This is a genomic window from Ectopseudomonas oleovorans (genome assembly GCF_003052605.1).
In the GTDB taxonomy this organism is placed as follows: Bacteria; Pseudomonadota; Gammaproteobacteria; order Pseudomonadales; family Pseudomonadaceae; genus Aquipseudomonas; species Aquipseudomonas oleovorans_A.
The window spans coordinates 62,972-85,204 of sequence record NZ_QASO01000112.1 but is presented as its reverse complement, the minus strand read 5'-3'; the positions used below and the strand labels follow the sequence as shown (position 1 = coordinate 85,204).

Below are 22,233 nucleotides of genomic sequence, written 5' to 3'. Positions count from 1 at the left end.
TTGTGTGCTCCTTAGAACCCTAGGCTGGACAGCAGGTCGTCGACATCGTCTTGGTTGGAGGCAACGTCATCACGCTTATCGGCATGAATCTGCGGACCTTCACCCTGCGATGGCTCTTTTGATTTTCCCTGTTCGGTACGCAGCGCTGCGTAGTCGTGCTGAATACCGGCAAAACGGTCGACCTGGCTGGCCATGAGCATCAGCTTGAGCAGGTTGCTTTCCACTTCGGTCACCAGTTGGGTGACACGCTTGATCACCTGGCCGGTGAGGTCCTGGTAGTCCTGCGCCAACAGAATGTCGTTGAGATGACCGGAGAGCTTGGCGCCATCTCGCTCGCTACGGGCGAGGAACAGCTCGACACGCTTGGCCAGCTCACGAAAGCCATCGGCACCGATTTCGCGGCGCATGAAACGACCCCACTCGACGCTCAGGCTTTGCGCTTCATCGCTCAGGTCGTTGACCAGCGGCGCGCTCTGCTCCACCAGATCCATGGTCCGGTTGGCAGCCTTTTCGGTCATGGTCACGACGTAGTTCAGGCGTTCGGTAGCGTCGGCGATCTGCGACAGTTCCTGGGCATGCGGCATACGCGGATCGAGCTGAAAATTGACAATGGCGTTGTGCAGTTCACGGGTCAGTTTGCCGACCTCGTGATACAGCCCGCGATCGCGGACCTTGTTCAGCTCGTTGATCAGTTGCACCGCAGCGCCGAAATTACCTTGCTCAAGGCTATCGACCAGATCGCGGGCATTGCTTTTCAGGGTCGACTCGAGGTCACCCAGCGTGGAGTCATCATGTTCCATAGCACCCTCGCGGCTGACATCAGCCGTTGACCCGCTCGAAGATCTTCTCGATCTTTTCCTTCAACACCTGAGCGGTGAAGGGCTTGACCACGTAGCCATTCACACCGGCCTGGGCCGCCTCGATGATCTGATCGCGCTTGGCTTCGGCAGTCACCATCAGCACCGGCAGGTGCTTGAGGCGATCGTCGGCACGTACCGCACGCAGCAGGTCGATGCCGGTCATGCCGGGCATGTTCCAGTCGGTCACCAGAAAGTCGAAACTGCCGCTTTGCAGCATCGGCAGCGCCGAGGTGCCGTCATCGGCTTCCGCGGTGTTAGTGAAACCCAAGTCCCGCAAGAGGTTCTTGATGATCCGTCGCATCGTCGAGAAATCGTCAACGATGAGGATTTTCATGTTCTTGTCCAAGTCGACCTCCGTACAGTCCCAAACGTATTGCGCTTGCAACTACGCCCTTTAATCGTGAAACCGTTTTGCGCCTGCGAGTACGCCGCGTTCAGCCAGCGCGCCATTCACTCAGCCGCGAGCGCAAACGCGCCGCGCACTGGCTGTGCAACTGGCTCACGCGTGACTCGCTAACCCCCAGCACTTCACCGATTTCCTTCAAGTTCAGTTCTTCATCGTAATACAGCGCCAGCACCAGACGTTCGCGCTCCGGCAAACCGGCGATGGCATCGGCCAAGGCCGCCTGGAAGCGTTCGTCTTCGAGGTTCCGCGAAGGTTCGAGGTGAGTGTGTCCGGCGTCTTCGTGCAACCCGCCATGCTCGCCGTCCTGCAACAGGTCGTCGAAACTAAACAGGCGGCTGCCCAAAGTGTCGCCAAGAATGCCGTAGTAATCTTCCAGACTCAATTGGAGTTCGGCCGCAACCTCGTGATCTTTAGCGTCCCGCCCGGTTCTTGCCTCAACGACACGAATCGCATCGCTGACCATACGGCTGTTGCGGTGCACCGAACGCGGCGCCCAATCACCCTTGCGCACCTCGTCGAGCATGGAGCCGCGAATACGGATACCGGCGAAGGTCTCGAAACTGGCACCCTTGCTGGAATCGTATTTGCGCGAGGCTTCGAGCAGGCCGATCATGCCGGCCTGGATAAGATCATCAACCTGCACGCTGGCCGGCAGACGAGCCAGCAGGTGGAAGGCAATGCGCTTGACCAGCGGTGCATAGCGCTCGATCAACTGGTGCTGGGAGTCCTGCGCCTGAGCCTTGTTGTACATGCGAAGTCCAGAAGCTGCTGTCATATGGCCGAGTCTGCAGTCGGTTGTTGCACCAGACGCTCGACGAAAAACTCCAGATGGCCACGGGGATTGGCCGGCAACGGCCAGGTGTCGACCTTCTGAGCGATCGCCTTGAACGCCAGAGCGCACTTGGATCGAGGGAAGGCTTCATAGACGGCGCGCTGCTTCTGCACGGCCTTGCGCACACACTCATCGTAGGGCACGGCGCCAACATACTGCAGGGCGACATCGAGGAAGCGATCCGTCACCTTGGTCAGCTTAGCAAAGAGATTGCGGCCTTCCTGCGGGCTGTGCGCCATGTTGGCCAGAACGCGGAAGCGACTGATGCCGTGGTCACGGTTGAGCAGCTTGATCAACGCATAGGCATCGGTGATCGAGGTCGGCTCATCGCAGACCACCACGAGAATTTCCTGCGCGGCACGGACGAAGCTGACCACGGCATCACCGATGCCGGCGGCGGTGTCGATCACCAGCACGTCGAGGTTCTCGCTGATGTCGCTGAAGGCCTGGATCAGCCCGGCATGCTGCATCGGCGTGAGGCTGACCATGCTCTGCGTGCCAGAAGCAGCCGGCACGATACGGATGCCGCCCGGCCCCTGCAGGAGGACGTCGCGCAGGTCGCACTCACCGGCAATGACATCGGCCAGGGTGCGTTTGGGGGTCAGGCCCAGTAATACATCGACATTGGCCAGGCCCAGGTCAGCGTCCATCAACATCACCCGACGACCAAGGTCAGCCAGGGCCATGGACAGATTGACTGATACGTTGGTCTTGCCGACACCGCCCTTGCCGCCGGTCACTGCGATCACCTGTACGGGATGCATACCCATGTTCTTTCTACACCTTGTCTAACTTCGACGTGGCCCTCGGGCCGTTCACTCCCACGCACCTGCGCGAGAGGGTGCAACACTGTCGCTATTTCAGCCGGCGCGCTGCGCCGGGTTGTGGTAGAGACCGGCGAACATCTGCGCCATGGCCTCTTCACTCGGCTCCTCGGCAGCCTGCAGCCCCACGGCACGGCTGACCAGCTGATGGCTACGCGGCACGTGCAGATCGTCCGGAATGCGCGGACCATCTGCCACATAGGCTACCGGCAGTTGCTGGCCTATAGCCAGACCTAAAACCTCACCCAGACTCGCGGCTTCGTCCAGTTTCGTCAGTATGCAGCCTGAAAGGCCACAACGCTTGTAACTATGGTAGGCCGCCTTGAGCACTTGGCTCTGACTTGTTGCGGCCAGCACCAGATAATTCTTCGCCTTGATGCGTGCCGAGGCCAGGCTCTCCAACTGCAGACGCAGCGCCGGATCGTTGCCTGGCAGGCCAGCGGTATCGACCAGCACCACGCGTTTCTTGGCCAGCGGCGCCAGAGCCTGCAGCAGAGACTGACCAGGGTCGATCTGAGTCACCGACACGCCGAGAATGCGCCCCAGGGTCTTGAGCTGCTCCTGTGCGCCGATGCGAAAGCTGTCCATGCTCACCAGAGCGACCTGTTGCGCGCCGTACTTAAGCACATAACGCGCAGCCAGCTTGGCCAGAGTGGTGGTCTTGCCCATGCCGGCCGGGCCAACCAGCGCGATCACACCACCCTCTTCCAGCGGCTCGACCTTGGCCGTAGTGATCGCGTGAGCCAGATGCGCCAGCAACATACGCCAGGCCTGGCGTGGCTCGGCCACACCGGCCACCTTGCTCAGCAGCGCCTGCGATAGCTCGGCAGACAGCCCCATGCGCTGCAGGCGGCGCCACAGATTGGCCTGCTGCGGGCGGCGGTTCTGCAGTTGTCCCCAGGCGATGGAGCCCAGTTGCACTTCGATCAGCTCACGCAGGCCGTTGAGCTCGAAGCGCATGGCATCCAGCGCACGTGGATCGACCGCCGGCGCAGCAGGCGCTACGGCCTCGACCGGGCGCTGCGGCTTGACCGGAGTCGCTGGCAGCTCGGGCGCCAGCAAGGATTCATTGGCGAATAATTGACGGTCCTTGCCGGCATCCTGCTCGGCACGGGTGGTCAGCTCGGCCTGGGCACTGGCGATGCGCGCCTGGGTCTTGCGCAGCTCGGCTTCCAGCGCCGGGTTCGGACGTACCGGCGTCGGCGCCTGATAATCCAGCGCAGCAGTCAGTTCGACACCACCGGCGACACGGCGATTGCCGATGATCGCGGCATCGGCGCCCAATTCATCACGCACCAGTTTCATGGCGGTCCGCATATCGGCGGCGAAGAAGCGTTTGACCTGCATGACCCTTTACCTCAGTTCTGGCCAACCGTAGCGACTATGGTGACCTGCTTGTTGTCCGGAATTTCCTGGTAGGCCAGCACGTGCATGCTGGGTACCGCCAGCCGCGCGAAGCGCGACAACATCGCCCGGATCGGTCCGGCCACCAGTAGAATCACCGGCTTGCCGAGCATTTCCTGGCGCTGCGCCGCTTCCACCAGGGAACGCTGCAGCTTCTCGGCCATGCCCGGTTCGAGGAGGATGCCATCCTCGCTGCCCTGACCGGCCTTCTGCAGACTGTTCAGCAAAATCTGTTCCAACCTTGGTTCCAGGGTGATCACAGGCAGCTCCGGCTCTAGTCCCACGATGCTTTGCACAATGGCGCGGGCCAGCGACACGCGCACCGCGGCGACCATCGCGGCGGGATCTTGACTCTTCGGCGCGACGCTGGCGATGGCCTCGGCGATGGTGCGCATGTCGCGCACCGGCACCTGCTCCTGCAGCAGCGCCTGCAACACCTTGAGCAGGGTCGACAGCGATACCAAACCCGGCACCAACTCTTCGGCCAGCTTCGGCGAGCTCTTGGCCAGCAACTGCATCAGCTGCTGCACTTCCTCGTGCCCCAGCAGCTCATGCGCATGTTTGTGCAGGATCTGATTGAGGTGAGTGGCCACCACGGTACTGGCGTCGACCACGGTATAGCCCAGTGACTGCGCCTGATCGCGCTGAGTGGGGTCGATCCACACGGCCTCCAAACCGAACGCCGGATCCTTGGCGGCAATACCATTGAGCGGGCCGAACACCTGGCCGGGGTTGATCGCCAGTTCGCGATCCGGATACACCTCGGCCTCGGCCACGCTGACGCCCATCAGCGTCAAGCGGTAGGCGTTGGGCGCCAGATCGAGGTTGTCGCGAATATGCACCGAGGGCATGAGAAAGCCCATTTCCTGCGACAGCTTCTTGCGCACGCCCTTGATTCGCGCCAGCAGTTGTCCGCCCTGGTTGCGATCCACCAGGGGAATCAGACGGTAGCCGACCTCCAGACCGACCATGTCCACCGGGGTGACGTCGTCCCAGCCCAGTTCCTTGACCTCCTGCGCCTTCTGCGCCGGCAGCAGCTCCTGTTGGCGCTGTACCTCCTTGACCTCCTCTTCCTTGGTCTTGCGCTGCTTGTTAGCGATCCAGTAGGCGGCGCCAGCGGCCACCAGGCCCAGGCTGATAAAGGAGAAATGCGGCATGCCGGGCACCAGACCCATGGCAATCATGATCGCCGCCGCCACCGCCAACGCCCGCGGCGAAGCAAACATCTGCCGGTTGACCTGGGCACCCATGTCCTCGGAGGTGGACACCCGGGTCACCATCACCGCGGCGGCGGTGGACAGCAGCAGGGAGGGAATCTGTGCGACCAGGCCGTCGCCGATGGTCAGCAGGGTGTAGACCTTGCCCGCCTCGGCGAACGGCAGGCCGTGCTGCAGCACGCCGATGGCGATACCGCCGATGAGGTTGATGAACAGAATCAGCAGGCCGGCGATGGCGTCGCCGCGGACAAACTTGCTGGCACCGTCCATCGAGCCGTAGAAATCTGCCTCCTGCGCCACTTCACTGCGGCGTTTCTTGGCTTCGTTCTGATCGATCAGGCCAGCATTGAGGTCGGCGTCGATAGCCATCTGCTTGCCAGGCATGGCATCGAGGGTGAAGCGCGCGCTCACTTCGGAAATCCGTCCGGCACCCTTGGTGACCACCACGAAGTTGATGATCATGAGGATGGCGAACACCACGATACCGACCACGTAGTTACCGCCGATCACCACCTCACCGAAGGCCTGGATCACCTGCCCCGCCGCGCCGTGGCCCTCGTGGCCGTTGAGCAGCACCACGCGGGTCGAAGCCACGTTCAGCGCCAGACGCAACAACGTGGCCGCCAGCAGGATGGTAGGGAACACGGCGAAATCCAGCGGTCGCAACGCATAGATGCTGACCAGCAGCACGACGATGGACAGCGCGATGCTGAAGGTGAACAGAGTGTCGAGCAGAAACGGCGGGATCGGCAGCATGACCATGCCGAGCATGACCAGCAGCAGCAGGGGGATACCCAGGTTGCCGTGGCGCAAACCTGCAAGGTTGCTGCGTACGTCACCGATTAGCTGTGCGCGATCTACTGCCACGTCCCTACCCCAAACCATTCAATCTTTTGACGCGAAAGTGCGTCCTGAAGGGGTAATGGCAAGAAGCGTTCCATAAATGACAGGGCAGCGCCCAAGACGCACGTTACGAATCACGACGCAGATCTGGCGGGATGGGCAAATCCGGTAACGGGCCGGGGCGCTTGCCCTTGCCGGCCTGGTACTGACGCAGCTGATAGACGTAGGCCAGCACCTGCGCCACCGCCAGATAGAGACCGGCGGGGATTTCCTGATCGAGTTCGGTAGAGTAGTAAACGGCCCGCGCCAGCCCCGGTGATTCCAACACCATCACCTTGTGCTCCTGGGCGATCTCACGAATCTTCAGCGCCAGGAAGTCGCCGCCCTTGGCCAGCAACAGCGGCGCCCCTCCCTTCTCCGGGTCGTACTTGAGCGCCACGGCGAAGTGCGTCGGGTTGGTAATCACCACATCGGCCTGCGGTACGGCCTGCATCATGCGGCGTTCAGCCATTTCACGCTGCAACTGACGAATGCGTCCCTTTACCTCGGGTTTGCCCTCGGTGTCCTTGTACTCGTCGCGCACCTCCTGCTTGGTCATCTTCAGCTTCTGCTTGTGACTCCACAGCTGGAATGGCGCATCCACGGCGGCGATCAGGATCAGGCCACAGGACAGCCAAAAAGCGCTCCAGCCGACCACCTTCAGACTGTGCAGGATGGCCGGCTCGATGGGCTCATTGGCGATGGCCAGCAAATCGTCCTGATCCACCGAAAGTACCACCAGCGCCACGGCGAGGATGACCAGGAACTTGGCCAACGCTTTGAGCAACTCGACCAGCGCCTGAACCGAGAACATGCGTTTGAGCCCCGCCAGCGGATTCATCCGACTGGCCTTGGGCTGCAGTGCTTCCGTGGAAAATAGCCAGCCGCCCAAAGCGATGGGGCCGACGATAGAGGCGATCAGCAAGGCGATCAAGAATGGCTGCATCGCCAGCAGGGTTTCCTTGCCGGAAGCCAGCAGGTAAAGCGCCATGCTGCGCTCGCTCATCAACACCTCACGCGGCAGGCTGAAATTGCCGCGCATGATGTCCATCAGCACGTTGCCCATGTAGGCACCGAAGATAATCAGGGCCATGGTGCCGGTGAGGGTGACCGCCAGGGTATTGAGCTCCTTGGAACGGGCGATCTGGCCTTTCTTGCGCGACTCTTCAAGTCGCTTGCCTGTGGGTTCCTCGCTTTTGTCGGCACCGCTCTCGCTTTCGGCCATGGCTACCTCACCAGAGCGAATTCACCCAGCTGCTGCAAAGCATCGCTGGCCAGCGCCTGGAACAGGCTGCCGAAATCGGAAAGGCTGATCCAGTAGATCACCAGGCCCAGGGCCAGCGTCAACGGGAAACCGATGGAAAAGATATTGAGCTGTGGCGCTGCGCGCGTCATCACGCCAAATGCCAGGTTGATCACCAGCAACGCAGTCACTGCCGGCAAGGTCAACAGCAGGCCCGCGCCGATCACCCAACTCAGCTTGCCCGCCAGTGTCCAGTAATGGTTGACCATGAAACCCTGGCCGTAAGGCAAGGTGACGAAACTCTCCGCCAGAATCTCCAACGCCACCAGATGACCGTTGATCGCCAGAAACAGCAGGGTCACCAGCATCAGCATGAACTGGCCAAGCACCGGCACCGACACGCCATTGGTCGGGTCCACCATGGAGGCGAAGCCCAGGCCCATCTGCATGGCGATAATCTGCCCGGCCACGGCAAACAGGTGGAAGAACAACTGCAGGATGAAGCCGAACATGGCGCCGATCAGCACCTGTTCAAGTATCAGCAACAGGCTGCGCAAGTTCAGCGCATCAACCTGCGGCATCGGCGGCAATACCGGCACCAGCACGATGGTGATGGCCAGCGCCAGATACAGGCGCACACGGGTCGGAACCAGTTGGGTGCCGATGATCGGCATGACCATCAACATCGCGGCGATGCGGAACAACGGCAGCAGAAACTGGCCCACCCAGCTGCTGATCTGCGCATCGCTCAACTCCAACATGGCACCCTCAGCCGATCAGGTAGGGAATGTTCTGGATCAGCGTCTGGGTGTACTCCATCAGCTGACTGACCAGCCAGGGGCCGGCCCAGATCAGGGTAACCAGCATCACGATCAGGCGCGGCAGGAAGCTTAGCGTCTGCTCGTTGATCTGCGTGGCGGCCTGGAACATGGCCACGATGAGCCCCACCACCAGACTGGGCACGACCGCCAGACCGACGATCAGCACGATCAGCCACAGCGCTTCGCGAAACAGGTCAACCGCCACTTCGGGAGTCATCAGAGGCCTCGCTATAACGTGCCGAAACTGGCGGCCAGGGTGCCCATGATCAGCGCCCAGCCGTCGACCAGGACGAACAGCATGATCTTGAACGGCAATGAAATGATCAGCGGCGAGAGCATCATCATCCCCATCGCCATGAGGATACTGGCGACCACCATATCGATGATCAAAAACGGGATGAAGATCATGAAGCCGATCTGGAACGCGGTCTTCAGCTCGGAGGTGACGAAGGCCGGCACCAGGATGGTCAGTGGCACATCCTCGACGCCCGCCAGGTCGGTACGCTTGGACAGACGCACGAACAGGGCCAGGTCGCTCTCACGGGTCTGCGCCAGCATGAAGTCGCGGATCGGCACCTCTGCCCGGCTCAGCGCCTCCTGAGCGATGATCTCCTCGTTCAGGTAGGGCTGCAGGGCATCAGTGTTAATCCGGTCGAAGATCGGCGCCATGATGAACATGGTGAGGAACAGAGCAAGACCAACCAGTATCTGGTTCGAGGGTGTCTGCTGCAGGCCCAGCGCCTGACGAAGGATGGAAAAGACGATGATGATGCGAGTGAAACTGGTCATCAGCATGACGAACGCCGGAATGAAGCTCAGCGCCGTCATGATCAGCAAAATCTGCAGGCTGACCGAATATTCCTGCTGCCCCTCGGCATCCGTCGACAGGGTAATGGCCGGGATCGACAATGGATTGCTGCCCTGCTGAATCAGCGAACTGGCACCCGGCGGATCTTCGGCGAACGCCAGTGAAGCAGCCAGGCTCAGCAGCACTACCAGCAACAAACGCAACATCAGGATTTGTCCTTCTGATCCTTGCCCAGCAGCTCCATCAGGCGCTGGGCGAACTCCGGCGTAGCGGGCTCAGCATCGGACAGGTGCACGGGCTCCTTGAGCACATGCAGAGGCGCGATACGCCCGGCAGACAATCCCAGCAGGATCTGCTCGTTGCCCACCTGCACCAGCACCAGACGATCGCGCGTGCCAAGCGCCTGAGTGGCCAGCAACTTGATCACCTGTCCGCCCCGTGGCGCGAGCCGCTGCACACGACGCAACAGCCAGGCCAGCAGGAAGATCAAACCGATCACCAGCAACAGGCCGAGCAGCAACTGACCCAGCTGGCCAGCTATGTCGCTGCCAGCCATGGGAGTCGCCGCCTTGCCGGCAGGTTCGGCAGCCATGGCCATCAGGGGCATGCTCAGAAGCAGAGCGAGAAGACGAGCCATGGTCAGCGCAGTTTCTTGATACGTTCGCTGGGGCTGATCACGTCAGTCAGGCGAATGCCGAACTTCTCGTTGACCACCACCACTTCGCCATGGGCGATCAACGTGCCGTTGACCAGCACGTCGAGCGGCTCACCGGCCAGACGATCCAGCTCGATCACCGAGCCCTGATTGAGCTGCAGCAGGTTGCGGATAGTGATATCGGTGTTGCCCACTTCCATGGAGATGGACACTGGAATATCCAGGATCACGTCCAGATTGGGCCCATCCAGAGTGACCGGCAGATTGCTGGGAGACGGCGCGCTGCCGAACTCTTCCATCGGTGCGCGCGGCGCTGCAGGTTGTGCCGCCTGAGCGGAACCGGCCAGCATGGCATCGATGTCGTCCTGACCTGCATCACCTGCTTCGGCCAGCGCCGCGGCCCATTCATCGGCCAGTGCCTGCTCCTCGGGGGAGGTGTTCTCTTCGTCTGCCATCGTCGTTCCTCGCCTGGCTTCTGCTATTCGTTCGCTTCGGGCCTAGCGGCCCTTTGGAGTTGCCAGCGCCTTAGCGTTGGCGATCGATTGGTTCCAGTACCTGCAGGGCCAGATTGCCCTTGTGCGCCCCCAGCTTGACCTTGAAGGTCGGCACACCGTTGGCGCGCATGACCACGTTCTCCGGCAGTTCCACCGGAATCACATCGCCCGGCTGCATGTGCAGGATGTCGCGCAACTTCAACTGGCGGCGCGCGACCGTGGCCGCGAGCGGCACGCTGACGTCGAGGATGTCCTCACGCAGCGCCTTGATCCAGCGTTCGTCCTGGTCGTCGACATCGGACTGAAAGCCAGCATCGAGCATCTCGCGGATCGGCTCGATCATCGAATACGGCATGGTGATGTGCAGGTCGCCGCCGCCGCCATCCAGTTCGATATGGAAGGTGGACACGACCACCACCTCGCTCGGGCTGACGATATTGGCCAGCGCCGGGTTGACCTCGGAGTTGACATATTCGAAGTTGATGTCCATCACCGCGTGCCAGGCTTCGCGCAGGTCAACGAAGGCCTGGTCGAGCACCATGCGCACCACGCGCAGTTCGGTGGGGGTGAACTCGCGCCCCTCGATCTTGGCGTGACGGCCGTCACCGCCAAAGAAATTGTCGACCAGCTTGAATACCAACTTGGCATCGAGGATGAACAGGCCCGTGCCGCGCAACGGCTTCATCTTCACCAGGTTGAGGCTGGTCGGCACGTACAACGAATGCACGTATTCGCCGAATTTCATCACCTGCACACCACCGACGGCGACGTCGACCGAGCGGCGCAGCAGGTTGAACATGCTGATACGGGTATAACGAGCGAAACGCTCGTTGATCATCTCCAGGGTCGGCATGCGTCCACGGACGATGCGATCCTGACTGGTCAGGTCATATTGCTTGACGCTACCCGGCTCGGCAGCGTCCTCGGTTTCCACCAGGCCGTCATCGACGCCATGCAACAGCGCATCGATCTCGTCCTGGGAAAGCAGGTCTTGCACGGCCATCTTCGGCTCCCGCTACTGCAACACGAAATTGGTGAACAGCACCTGCTCGACCACGGTGCTGCCGGTTTCCTTCTGCGCCAGCTCCTGCACGCTGGCCAGCGCCAGCTGCAGGAGCATTTCCTTGCCCAGCGGCGTTTGCAGCGCGACAAAATCCTGACCGGACAGCAGCATCACCAGACGGTTACGCAATACCGGCATATGTACCTTGAGCTTTTCCATGCCGGCAGTATCGCGACTCATCAAGGCCATGCTGACCTGCAGGTAGCGGGTACGGTTCTGGTGATTGAAATTGACCACGAAGGCCGGCATCAGATCCTGGTAGATGGCCGGCTGGCGCACTGGAGCCGCCGGTGCCGCGGCCTCTGCGGGCTCAGCCGCCTCGCTCTTGTCGCCCTTGCTGAGAATGAACCAGGTGCCGCCCACGGAAAGGCCGACGGCCAGAAGCAGGCCCACCACGATCAGGATGATGAGTTTGAGCTTGCTCTTGCCGGCGGGTTGTCCGTCGACAGCCGGTGCCGCTTCTTTCTTAGCCATGCCAATAATCCGTCACTATCGGAGTTCATTCCGCATTCAAAGGGTTAGGAGCAAGTGTTATGCCAGCATATGAGCAGGCTTGTCTAACTCCGGGCCGCGGATTTAACAGCTCCAGCTGCCTGCTGTCACCCAAAATGCATTCGCCCGAGCACCTTTCGGCAACCCGGGCGAATGCAAGTCTAGCGGAGGAACACCGATCGTCGGCCATTGCCCAGTGTCGATACAGGCTTAACCGCCACTCACGCGTAGTAGTCGACCAGCCCACGGCCAGCGGTCAAGCGCTCGCTGCGCACTTCCTGATGGGCACCAGGCTGCAACTCGTCACTGGCCAGCAGATCATCCCGCGAGCCGGACCCACCGCGACCGCCCTCGCCCTGCCCCTGCCAGCCACGGTTAAGCGACTGATCGGAGACGTTGGCATCCGCCAGGTTCATGCCTTGCTGCGCGAACAGCTCACGCAGGCGATGCATCTGACCTTCCAGCGCATCACGCACCCCGGCATTGGGGCTGGCAAACGTCACCTGGGCCTGATCCTGAGACAGATTCACCCGCACTTCGAGACGCCCAAGATCGGCAGGGTCCAGCTGAATCTCAGCCGACTTGAGGTTCTGACTGGACAGCCACATGACCCGATCCACTACCGCCTCGCTCCAGCCTGCCTGGTGCATGGCCACTGGCTGCCCCGGCACCAGCGGCATGCGCTGAGCTGCGCCGACCTGATGGTTGAGCGCCTGGGTCAGGGCATTGAGCTTGCTGACGAACTGATCGGGTCGAGTGGGCTGAGCGCTGTCCTTGAGACTCTCCAGGGCGTCCCTGGGCAGACTTTCAAGTGGCAGGTCCAGGGTCGGTTCTTCAGTGCTCTCGCCTGACTCCTCGCCTTTGCCCATGGCTGCCATGGCCGCGGCGAAGTCCGTGCTGGTCGCCACGCGCGCGCTCTTGATCGCGGCATCCTGCGGGGCCTGGGCCTTGATTGCCTCTTCCGCCGGCTGTTTGAGCAGCGCCAACGGGTCGAGCACCTCCTCTTCCAGTACCGGCTCGGCAATCTCAGCAGCATCGCTGCCTGCGCCGGTAATCACCAGCGCCGGTAGCGCCGACGACTCCTCGGTTAGCGGAGCGTCGTCTACCTGAGCCTGGATACCGCCCAGCGCCATCGCCAGCAACGGATCAAGCTCTTCTGCAGTGCCCTCCTGCGTCGGCAAGGAATTGCCGGGGGCGGCAACCGCAGGCTGCTCGGCGGCAGTTGAAGCGGCATCGGGCTCCCCTGCTGATGGCGCAGATTTTTGTTCCTGGCTGGTTTTGTCGGTACTGCCAGCGCGCTCGCCAGGCTTGGCCTGACGCTCCTTGGCATATACCTCGGCAAAGCTGGAAGCACCGTTATTGCTGGGTTCCGGCGCTTTGGCCGGCTGCTTCGCTTTGCTCTTCACCTCAGGCGTAGCCTGCAGGCGTAGGTCGGGCAACGCGGACATGGACGCTCTCCGTCTGATAGGTCGTGACAGGATCAGAGCAAAGGGCGGGCCAACTCGTGAAACGGCGTCAGACGCGATAGCGCTGGCGCTCGGATTTGAACAGGATGCGGACGATGGCGAACTCGCGCTCGATCTGCTCGATCAGGGCCGGAGCCGGCTCCAGGGCCTCGCGCCGCCCCGCGTCCTCGAGCTCCTTGCACAAGCTGGCCAGAAGCACCGCTCCCATGTTGCTGCAGCTACCTTTGAAGCTGTGCGCAGCCAGGCGCAGGCCCTGCGCATCACCCTCGGTCGCAGCCACATGCAGCAGACGCAGACGCTCCTCGGAATCGGCCACGAAGGTATCGAGCAGAATCGGGTATTCGTCCTCCATGACGTCCTGCAGGGCCGCCAGGACGGCTTCGTCGAGATGGATATCGGACACCGGGTCACTCCCTGAACAACAGCGTCGCATTATGCCTCAGAGGACCAGCAAAACTCCACGCTGACTCCCTGGCCAACCGGGGCAATCTGGAAACCGTCGCTGAGCTGACGAACCAGGGCAAGACCGCGACCACACAGGGCTTCGTCACCAAGCGCCATGACGGTGACCGGATCGAATCCGGGACCACTGTCCTCGACCCGGACGATCAGTCGCCCTCCCCCTTCTTCCGGCAGCATCTGCAAATGAAATCGTACATAGCCATCCTGCAAGGACGCCAGACGCAGACGTCGCTCCCGATAATACTCGGCAAAGCCACTGGCATCCTGCTTGAGCGAGGAGTCCAGCCCCATTACCCCATGCTCCAGAGCATTGGAATAGAGCTCGGCGAGCACGGTATACAGCTCGCCACCACGCGGCCGCAACGCCCGCACGTCCAGCAGCAGCTGCAGCAAGAATGGCAAAGGGTTGAAATGACGCAGGCTCAGCGCACGAAACTCGAAACTGGCCGACCAGTCCATCACGCTGCTCTGACCGCTGTCGGCAAAGGCCAGTGGGCGAGGATGCTCGTCGTCTTCGGTCAAGCCGACCTGAACCATGCTGACGTCATCCTGCTGCTCGCCACGGAACGCCGCCAGCGCCAGCTGAATTTCCTCGAACAATGCCTGCGGTTGACGATTGGCGTCCAGAAGCTCGAGCAGGCGCGCCTCGCCGAATAGCTGCCCTTGCTGGTCACTGGCCTCGAGCACGCCATCACTGAGCAGAAAAATACGATCTCCCGGCGCCAGCGGATAGACCTCACAGCGATCACTGAACGCCGCTGGTTCGAGGATTCCCAGGGGCAGATGGCGTGACACCAATGACTGACGCGGGCGACCATCGCCATGTAGCAGGTAGCCATCTGGCAACCCACCACTCCACACCTCGAGCAAGCCTCGCTTGCTGCTGATATTGAGCACGGTGGCGCAGCAGAAAACGCCCACCGGAAGGATGCGCTTGAGCTTGGCGTTGATCTCGCGAAGGATCTCGGCAAGGGCATGACCTTTGGCCGTCATGCCGTAGAACACCTCGGCCAGCGGCATCGCGCCAATAGCCGCCGGCAAACCATGACCGGTGAAATCACCCAGCATCACGTGCATGCCGCCAGACGGTTTGTACGCCGCCAGCAGCAAATCACCGTTGAACAGCGCGTAGGGCGACTGCATGTAACGGATGTTTGGCGCATCCAGGCAGCCGGAATGCGCCACCTTGTCGAATACCGCCTTGGCCACACGTTGCTCGTGCAGCAGATGCTCGTTGTGCTGGGCGATCAGGTCGCGCTGTTGCAATACCGTGTCGTGCAGACGGCGCAGACGATCCATCGCCCCGATCTTGGCCTCGAGTATCACCCGGTTATAGGGCTTGGCGAGAAAGTCGTCGCCGCCGGCCTCGAGACAACGCACCAGCGCTTCGCCCTCGGTCAACGACGTGAGGAAGATGATCGGCACCAGCGCCTCGCCGGCCTGATCCTTGATCCGCCGCGCCGCCTCAAAACCATCCATCACCGGCATCAGCGCATCCATCAGCACCAGGTGCGGACGCTCCTGCTCGAACAGGGCGACCGCCTCCAGGCCATTGCTGGCGGTCAATACGCGGTGGCCCTGACGACTGACGATGGTGGACAACAGCATGCGGTCGGCCGCGTTGTCCTCGGCGATCAGAATGGCAAGTCGCTCAGGCATGCTCAGCTGATCTTGAACAACTGCTCGAAGTTGGAGATGGCGAGGATCTTGCGCACGTCACTGCTGCAGTTGAGCAGGCTGATCTGCGCCGAATCGCCGCCAGCATGGTCACGCAACAACAGCAGCATGCCCAGCGCCGAACTATCCAGATAGCTGGTGTCGCGCAGGTCGACCTGATAACGCTTGGGCGTCAGGTTGACACGCTCGTAGGCGTCACGAAATTCCTGGTGGGAGGCGAAGTCGAAGCGTCCTCGAATCACAATGGTCAGCTCTTGCCCGTCGGCCGAGGGCTGCGAGGTAATGGCCATGTCTACTCCTTTGTCGAGACTTTGCCAGATAGGGCAATTCACGTTTGAAGGTGTAGCATCTGGTCGGCGACGAAACAACCTCTATTCAGGGTTCACCACGGTCGATCAGGCGTTGCGCCAGCTCGTCGAGCAGTTTCTGTTCGCGCTTGTCCTCGGCCAATCGGGCTTCGTCAATGTAGCGCTGGACCAGTTTGCGCAGCCCCTCGAGACGCGCATAGCGTTGCTGCCAAACAGCGCGCACCTTTTCCAGATTGGCGCGATGCCACTCCAGACTTTGCTGCTGTTGGCCGACCGCCGTCTCCAGCTGCGACAGAAAGCGCTGGTAGTTCATCAGCCACTGGCCGGAAACGCCCTTGCTGCCCTCGCTGATCCACTGCTGCTGGTAGTCGCCACGGAAACGCTCCAGCTCACCCAGCTTGGCTTCGGCCTGGCCAACCAGTCCCTGGCAATGCCCGAGCTGGCGCGCGGCCTCGCGCTCGGCCTTTTCTGCCATCTCGACGACCGGCTGCAGACGCTTTGCGCGACTGAGACTCATCGATGCACGACCTCAGCGATGACGAGAAATATCCTGATCAACGCCATCATTGCCCCAGCACGGCAGCCAGTTGCTCACGGCTCTGCGGCATGCCCACACTTTCATCCAACCCCTGACGCAGGTACTGAGCCATGACCGGCTGGCGGGCGATGGCCTGATCGGTATCCGCGTCGCCGCCCGGAACATAGGCACCGACACTGATCAGATCGCGACTCTGTTGATAGCGCGACCACAACTGTTTGAATCGCTGCGCCTGCTTGAGCTGCTCGGGCGGCACCACTTGCGGCATGACCCGACTGATCGAGGATTCGATATCGATCGCGGGATAGTGCCCCTCCTCTGCCAGACGGCGTGACAAAACAAAGTGCCCGTCGAGCACGCCACGCGCGGCATCGGCGATGGGGTCCTGCTGGTCATCGCCCTCACTCAGCACGGTGTAGAACGCGGTGATCGAACCGCCGCCGGCTTCGGCATTGCCGGCACGCTCGACCAGCTTGGGCAACTTGGCGAACACCGATGGCGGATAGCCCTTGGTCGCTGGTGGCTCACCGATAGCCAGAGCGATTTCACGCTGGGCCTGGGCATAGCGGGTCAGCGAATCCATCAGCAGCAGAACGTTCTTGCCCTTGTCACGGAAGTACTCGGCGATGCGCGTGCAGTACTGCGCCGCACGCAAACGCATCAGCGGCGCTTCGTCGGCCGGCGAAGCCACGACCACGGAACGCTTGAGACCTTCTTCGCCGAGAATCTCGTCGATGAACTCCTTGACCTCACGCCCACGCTCGCCGATCAATCCGACCACGATGATCTCGGCCTCGGTAAAACGCGTCATCATGCCCAGCAGCACCGACTTGCCCACGCCGGTACCGGCGAACAAGCCCAGACGCTGACCGCGGCCAACGGTGAGCAAACCATTGATCGAGCGAATGCCGACGTCCAATGGCTGGCTGATGGGGTCGCGGTTGAGCGGGTTGATGGTCGGGCCATCCACCGGCACCCAGTCCTCGGCCTTCATCCCGCCCTTGCCATCCAGGGCGCGACCGGTGCCGTCGAGCACTCGGCCAAGCATGGACATGCCCATGGGCAGGCGCCCGGCATCGGGCAACGGCACCACGCGCGCGCCAGGCGCAATACCCGCCAGACTGCCCGCCGGCATCAGGTAGATCTTGCCCCCGGAGAAGCCCATCACCTCGGCCTCGACCTGAACCGGATGGTAGCTGTCTTCGTTGATGACCAGGCAGCGGCTGCCTATGGCCGCGCGCAGCCCTTCGGCCTCCAGGGTAAGGCCGACCATACGTAGCAGGCGGCCTTCGAGTATGGGCTGGCTGGGCAGGCTGATCGCATCGCTGTAGCCCTCCAGGCGCCGGGCGAAGCTCACGCGATCAACGCGCATCGTCGCGGTCCAGATCCAGATTGATGTCCGCTTCCGGCGGCTGAGTGCTCTGCGCGCGCTGCTGCTCGAACAATTGCTTGAGTGCCTGCGCCATGCGCGTCTCGACGCTGGCGTCGATCTGGCTGTGCTCCGACTCGATACGGCAACCACCTGGCAGCAGGCTGTCGTCCTCGAGGATGCGCCAGTTTTCCTCATGACGCTCGCGCAGTGCCTTGATCGCCTCGAAGTCCTGGGGGTTGACCTGAATGCGCACGTTGCCCGCCCCCATCGGCAGCAGCTTGAGCGCTTCGCGCAACACCTGGCGAATCTGACTGGAGTCGGTGCTCAGTTCGCGCTGGATCACCTCGCGTACCATATGACTGACCAGACGCACCATGGCCACTTCCATCTGCTGGTCCTGCTCGGCAATCGGATCGAGCAACTGCGTCATGAGCTTTTCCAGGCTGCCGACCTTCAGCGCCAAGGCCGCGTCGGCCTCCTGCTTGGCCTTGATCTGGCCGGCATGAAAGCCGTCCTTCTCGCCGGTGGCGAAGCCTTCGTTGTAGGCATCCTGGCGGATGGCTTCGAGTTCATCGAGCGTCAGCGGTTTGACATCTTCGAGTGCGACCTCTTCAACCTGCGCTGTGTCCTGCGCCTCGACCTCGGCCGAAGGCTGCACCTGTTCATCAGCAGCAGCTTCGGCTTCTTCCGGTTCTTCTCCCGGCGCATCGAAGCTGGGCAACGCCCAGCGGTCGAACGTGCCGAGATCCTTGGCGCGAATCAGCTCGCTCTCAGGCTCCTTGGCAGCCATGGCTTAAACCATCTCCTCACCACCCTTGCCGCCAAGCACGATCTCTCCGGCTTCGGCCATGCGCCGGGCAATGGTGAGAATTTCCTTCTGCGCCCCTTCGACATCGCTGACGCGCACCGGCCCCTTGGCCTCCAGATCGTCGCGCAGCAGCTCGGCTGCACGTTTGGACATGTTCTTGAAGACCTTGTCCTTGATCGCGTCGTCGGCCCCCTTGAGCGCCAGTACCAGCACCTCGGACGAGACTTCGCGCATCAGCGCCTGGATGCCACGGTCGTCGACATCGGCCAGGTTGTCGAAGACGAACATGAGGTCTTCGATCTGTGTCGACAGGTCTTCGTCCACTTCGCGGATGGAGTCCATCAGCTGACCTTCCACCGAGCTGTCGAGGAAGTTCATGATGTCCGCCGCACGCTTGACGCCGCCCATGGCGGCGCGCGTGGCATTGGCGCTGCCGGAGAATTGTTTCTCGAGAATCTGGTTGAGCTCCTTCAGCGCGGCCGGCTGCACGGTGTTCAGCGACGACACCCGCAGAACGATGTCCAGGCGTACCTTGTGATCGAAGTGACTGAGCACCTCGGCCGCCTGGTCCGGGTCGAGGTAGGCGACGACGATGGCCTGAATCTGCGGGTGCTCGTAGCGAATCACATCGGCAACGGCACGCGGCTCCATCCACTTCAGGCTGTCCAGACCACTGGTGCTGCCGCCCAGCAGGATGCGGTCGATCAGATTACCGGCCTTGTCCTCACCCAACGCAGAGGTGAGCATCTTGCGGATGTAGGCATCGGAGCCGACACCGAGGCTGGTCTGGTCGCCGACGATCTCGACGAACTCGGCCATCACCTGCTCGACCTGCTCGCGATGAATGTTGCGCATGCCAGCCATGGCCACACCGACGCGCTGCACTTCCTTCGGCCCGAGGTGACGCAACACCTGTGCGGCATCGGTCTCACCCAGCGAAAGCAGCAGAATCGCAGCCTTGTCGACCTTGTTCAGCTTGGTAGCAGTGCGATTGTCACTCATCGGCGTTGATCCACTCTTTCACGACCTGCGCGACGCGGCCAGGGTCTTCCGCCACTAGGCTCTTGATAGCGTTCAGTTGCGCATCATACCCCTCACTAGGCCTAGGCAACATGATGCTCTGCGGGCCGCCAAGGCTGACACGGTCATCGGACAGCTCGCCATCCAGACCTGCCATCGAGCCAAGCTCCACATCACCGGAGCCTGCCAGCTCCTTGCCCCTGCCACCGCCGGTGATGTTGTTGAGCACCGGACGCAACACGCCGAACACCAACACCAGGATGAACAGGACGCCAAGCACCTGCTTGACGATGTCCCAGAACCAGGGCTGGGTGTAGAACGGAATATCCGGAATTTCTTCGCCCATCGACGCGGTGAACGCCGTGTTGATCACGCTGACGCTATCGCCGCGACTGGCATCGAAGCCCACCGAGTCCTGCACCAGACGGGTAAAGCGCGCCAGGTCATCGGTCGTCCACGGCACCCGGCTGCTTTCGCCAGTAGCCGGGTCGACACGTAACTGGTCATCCACCACCACCGCTACCGACAGGCGACGCAGGCGTCCCTGCTGCTGACGGGTGTAGCTGATGGAACGATCCAGCTCGAAGTTGCGGGTCGACTGCTCACGCTTGTCTGCCGGGTACGGCGCCAGCATCGGCTGGCCGGTTACCGGGTCCATGATCTGCTGACCGTTGGCATCGACCAGCGGCTGACCAGCCGCTATCGGACCGGCCGGAGCGGCAGCGCCTGCAGCCTGCTGCGGAGCGGCAGCCGGGCCCGGCGGTTGATTGGACAGCGCGCCCGGCACGCCTTGCGGCGGCAGACTGCTCTGACGCTGCTCGTTGACCTGTTGCTCACTGCGCAGCGCGGGCTGATCCGGATTGAACATTTCGGAAGTGGACTCAACCGAGCTGAAATCCACATCAGCCGACACTTCCGCCTTGTAGCGACCAGTGCCCAGCACCGGCTGCAGAATGTTGTGCACACGCTGGGTGAACAGCGTTTCCATACGGCGGGTGTAGTCGAACTGCTTGCCGGCCATGCTCAGCTCGGACAGCTCCTGCTGGTCGGAGAGCAGGTTGCCCTTCTGGTCGACCACCGTGACCTGAGCCTTGTCCAGCTCGGGCACGCTGGTCGCCACCAGATTGACGATGGCCATGACCTGGCTGGGCTCCAATGCGCGCCCCGGGTAGAGTTCGACCAGCACCGAGGCAGACGGCTTGCGTTCGTCACGCACGAACACCGACGCTTTGGGCATGGCCAGGTGTACACGCGCCGCCTTGACGTTGTTGAGGCTGGCCACCGTACGTGCCAGCTCGCCCTCGAGACCGCGGCGATAGCGGGTCGCCTCCATGAACTGACTGGTGCCCAGGCTCTGCTCACGGTCGAGAATTTCGAAGCCGACGCTGTTGTCGGTGGGCGCCACGCCAGCAGCAGCGAGGCGCATGCGCGCACGCGCCAGATCGTCAGCCTTGACCAACAGGGCGCCGGAGTTGGGTTCGATGGTGTAGTCGATACCGGAAGCGGTCAGGGTTTCGACCACCTGAGAGGCATCCATACCGTTGAGGCTACCGTACAGCGGGCGGTAATCCGGCTGCTGCGACCACAGCACCACGGCAAAACCGATGGCCACGCTGGCTGCCAGGCCGACCAGCAGACCGAGCTGGCGCAGCACCGACATTTCGGCAAGATTTTCCAGAAAGCTCAAACCGAGCAGAGGCTTCTTGGGCTCACCTGCATCGGCCTTGGCCGGTACGTTTGCTACTGCTGCTTCAGCCATGAATCAATCCTCAGACCGGCATCTGCATGATGTCTTGATAAGCCTGGACCAGCTTGTTACGCACCTGGGTCATGGCCTGGAAGGATACGCTGGCTTTCTGCGAGGCGATCATCACATCGGTCAGATCGACCCCGCTCTGCCCCATCTCGAATGCGGTCGCCAGTTTATTGGAAGCCTGCTGGGTCTCGTTGACCTTATTCACCGCCTGGCCGAGCATTTCCGAGAAACTCGGCGCCCCTTGCACTGGCTCGCTCGCAGCAGGCTTCTGACGCGCCATGGCCTCAGCCTGCATGGAACGCATTTCCAGCATCAAGCGATTGAATTCGACACCCTGGCTCATGACTTCCTCCACTGCCCGCTTTTTGACACTAGCGGCGCTATGCAGGGGTATTAGCAACAAGGGTGCCAACAGAGCGGCTTATGGGAATCAGACCGAGGATACGCAGATAAATGGGATAACTACCGTCATCCCCGCGAAGGCGGGGACCCAGCAGCACCAGACGACTCACCAACAATCTCTGACCAAAGATCGCGCCATTGCGGATTTCGCTCTTCGATCAGGCGCAGCTTCCAGGCACGATTCCATTTCTTGATCGCCTTCTCCCTGGCTATCGCGCCACTCATACTTTCATGCTGCTCGTACCACACCAGCAACTTCACTCCATAGCGGAGTGTAAAGCCCTCAACGACTCCCTCTCTATGCTGCCAGACACGCCGCAGCAGATCCGCTGTAACTCCGGTATAGAGCGTGCCATTACGCTGACTGGCCATAATGTAAACGGCGGGTTGTTTCATGCTGCAGTCCTTTGCAGATTGGGCCCT

The 22,233-nt window shown here is 61.8% G+C and carries 25 protein-coding genes; all 25 read right to left on the bottom strand.

The genetic code is table 11. The features are described from left to right. Nucleotides 1-11: 11 nt before the first annotated feature. The 25 genes from DBO86_RS18835 to DBO86_RS18715 all read right to left on the bottom strand — a co-directional run bounded on the left by DBO86_RS18835 (nucleotide 12) and on the right by DBO86_RS18715 (nucleotide 22,206). Nucleotides 12-800: a protein phosphatase CheZ gene (locus DBO86_RS18835; RefSeq protein WP_108234517.1), complete on the bottom strand. Its 789-nt coding sequence runs from the start codon at nucleotides 798-800 to the stop codon at nucleotides 12-14. A gap of 19 nt (nucleotides 801-819) precedes the next feature. Next, nucleotides 820-1,194, bottom strand: a complete 375-nt coding sequence (locus DBO86_RS18830; RefSeq protein ID WP_169886842.1) for a chemotaxis response regulator CheY — start codon at nucleotides 1,192-1,194, stop codon at nucleotides 820-822. A gap of 100 nt (nucleotides 1,195-1,294) precedes the next feature. Beyond that, entirely contained in the window at nucleotides 1,295-2,041 is a 747-nt protein-coding gene (fliA, locus tag DBO86_RS18825; RefSeq protein WP_108234516.1) for an RNA polymerase sigma factor FliA, read from the bottom strand. Then, nucleotides 2,038-2,868 (bottom strand): flagellar synthesis regulator FleN, encoded by an 831-nt coding sequence (gene fleN, locus DBO86_RS18820; protein ID WP_003460771.1) that lies wholly within the window; start codon nucleotides 2,866-2,868, stop codon nucleotides 2,038-2,040. The genes fliA and fleN overlap by 4 nt, the downstream gene beginning before the upstream one ends. 90 nt (nucleotides 2,869-2,958) lie before the next feature. Further along, nucleotides 2,959-4,269 (bottom strand): flagellar biosynthesis GTPase FlhF, encoded by a 1,311-nt coding sequence (flhF, locus tag DBO86_RS18815; RefSeq protein ID WP_108234515.1) that lies wholly within the window; start codon nucleotides 4,267-4,269, stop codon nucleotides 2,959-2,961. Between the two features lie 11 nt (nucleotides 4,270-4,280). Continuing rightward, complete coding sequence (gene flhA / locus DBO86_RS18810; RefSeq protein ID WP_108234514.1) at nucleotides 4,281-6,428, bottom strand: flagellar biosynthesis protein FlhA; 2,148 nt, start codon at nucleotides 6,426-6,428, stop codon at nucleotides 4,281-4,283. Nucleotides 6,429-6,513: 85 nt separating this feature from the next. Then, nucleotides 6,514-7,650, bottom strand: coding sequence for a flagellar biosynthesis protein FlhB (gene flhB, locus DBO86_RS18805; protein WP_108234513.1), 1,137 nt, complete (start codon nucleotides 7,648-7,650; stop codon nucleotides 6,514-6,516). Nucleotides 7,651-7,652: 2 nt separating this feature from the next. Then, nucleotides 7,653-8,429 carry a flagellar biosynthetic protein FliR gene (gene fliR, locus DBO86_RS18800; RefSeq protein ID WP_003460764.1) on the bottom strand — a complete coding sequence of 259 codons (777 nt, stop codon included), beginning with the start codon at nucleotides 8,427-8,429 and terminating at the stop codon, nucleotides 7,653-7,655. A gap of 7 nt (nucleotides 8,430-8,436) precedes the next feature. Next, nucleotides 8,437-8,706: a flagellar biosynthesis protein FliQ gene (gene fliQ, locus DBO86_RS18795; RefSeq protein WP_003460763.1), complete on the bottom strand. Its 270-nt coding sequence runs from the start codon at nucleotides 8,704-8,706 to the stop codon at nucleotides 8,437-8,439. Between the two features lie 11 nt (nucleotides 8,707-8,717). Continuing rightward, complete coding sequence (gene fliP / locus DBO86_RS18790; protein ID WP_108234512.1) at nucleotides 8,718-9,503, bottom strand: flagellar type III secretion system pore protein FliP; 786 nt, start codon at nucleotides 9,501-9,503, stop codon at nucleotides 8,718-8,720. Further along, a complete protein-coding gene (gene fliO, locus DBO86_RS18785) occupies nucleotides 9,503-9,934 on the bottom strand; it encodes a flagellar biosynthetic protein FliO (RefSeq protein WP_108234511.1) in 432 nt (143 codons plus the stop codon). The genes fliP and fliO overlap by 1 nt, the downstream gene beginning before the upstream one ends. Nucleotides 9,935-9,936: 2 nt before the next feature. Beyond that, the gene (gene fliN / locus DBO86_RS18780) at nucleotides 9,937-10,407 is read right to left on the bottom strand and encodes a flagellar motor switch protein FliN (protein WP_108234510.1); all 471 of its coding nucleotides are present in this window, start codon (nucleotides 10,405-10,407) and stop codon (nucleotides 9,937-9,939) included. Between the two features lie 70 nt (nucleotides 10,408-10,477). Beyond that, entirely contained in the window at nucleotides 10,478-11,449 is a 972-nt protein-coding gene (fliM, locus tag DBO86_RS18775; protein ID WP_108234509.1) for a flagellar motor switch protein FliM, read from the bottom strand. Between the two features lie 12 nt (nucleotides 11,450-11,461). Continuing rightward, nucleotides 11,462-11,983 (bottom strand): flagellar basal body-associated protein FliL, encoded by a 522-nt coding sequence (gene fliL / locus DBO86_RS18770; RefSeq protein ID WP_108234508.1) that lies wholly within the window; start codon nucleotides 11,981-11,983, stop codon nucleotides 11,462-11,464. A 239-nt stretch (nucleotides 11,984-12,222) separates the two neighbouring features. Then, complete coding sequence (locus tag DBO86_RS18765; protein ID WP_108234507.1) at nucleotides 12,223-13,449, bottom strand: flagellar hook-length control protein FliK; 1,227 nt, start codon at nucleotides 13,447-13,449, stop codon at nucleotides 12,223-12,225. A gap of 67 nt (nucleotides 13,450-13,516) precedes the next feature. Then, complete coding sequence (locus tag DBO86_RS18760) at nucleotides 13,517-13,870, bottom strand: Hpt domain-containing protein (protein WP_017679165.1); 354 nt, start codon at nucleotides 13,868-13,870, stop codon at nucleotides 13,517-13,519. Between the two features lie 29 nt (nucleotides 13,871-13,899). After that, nucleotides 13,900-15,588: an ATP-binding SpoIIE family protein phosphatase gene (locus DBO86_RS18755; RefSeq protein WP_108234506.1), complete on the bottom strand. Its 1,689-nt coding sequence runs from the start codon at nucleotides 15,586-15,588 to the stop codon at nucleotides 13,900-13,902. Between the two features lie 2 nt (nucleotides 15,589-15,590). Then, entirely contained in the window at nucleotides 15,591-15,896 is a 306-nt protein-coding gene (locus DBO86_RS18750) for an STAS domain-containing protein (RefSeq protein ID WP_003460737.1), read from the bottom strand. A gap of 85 nt (nucleotides 15,897-15,981) precedes the next feature. After that, entirely contained in the window at nucleotides 15,982-16,431 is a 450-nt protein-coding gene (gene fliJ, locus DBO86_RS18745; protein WP_021489636.1) for a flagellar export protein FliJ, read from the bottom strand. A gap of 46 nt (nucleotides 16,432-16,477) precedes the next feature. Beyond that, complete coding sequence (gene fliI, locus DBO86_RS18740; protein ID WP_017679162.1) at nucleotides 16,478-17,824, bottom strand: flagellar protein export ATPase FliI; 1,347 nt, start codon at nucleotides 17,822-17,824, stop codon at nucleotides 16,478-16,480. Then, entirely contained in the window at nucleotides 17,814-18,614 is an 801-nt protein-coding gene (gene fliH / locus DBO86_RS18735; protein ID WP_108234505.1) for a flagellar assembly protein FliH, read from the bottom strand. Before fliH ends, fliI begins: the two co-directional genes overlap by 11 nt. Before the next feature lie 3 nt (nucleotides 18,615-18,617). Next, complete coding sequence (gene fliG / locus DBO86_RS18730; RefSeq protein WP_108234504.1) at nucleotides 18,618-19,634, bottom strand: flagellar motor switch protein FliG; 1,017 nt, start codon at nucleotides 19,632-19,634, stop codon at nucleotides 18,618-18,620. After that, nucleotides 19,627-21,411, bottom strand: coding sequence for a flagellar basal-body MS-ring/collar protein FliF (gene fliF, locus DBO86_RS18725; protein WP_108234503.1), 1,785 nt, complete (start codon nucleotides 21,409-21,411; stop codon nucleotides 19,627-19,629). The genes fliG and fliF overlap by 8 nt, the downstream gene beginning before the upstream one ends. A gap of 10 nt (nucleotides 21,412-21,421) precedes the next feature. After that, entirely contained in the window at nucleotides 21,422-21,751 is a 330-nt protein-coding gene (fliE, locus tag DBO86_RS18720; protein ID WP_013714978.1) for a flagellar hook-basal body complex protein FliE, read from the bottom strand. A gap of 125 nt (nucleotides 21,752-21,876) precedes the next feature. After that, nucleotides 21,877-22,206: a GIY-YIG nuclease family protein gene (locus DBO86_RS18715; RefSeq protein ID WP_108234502.1), complete on the bottom strand. Its 330-nt coding sequence runs from the start codon at nucleotides 22,204-22,206 to the stop codon at nucleotides 21,877-21,879. Nucleotides 22,207-22,233: the final 27 nt, after the last annotated feature.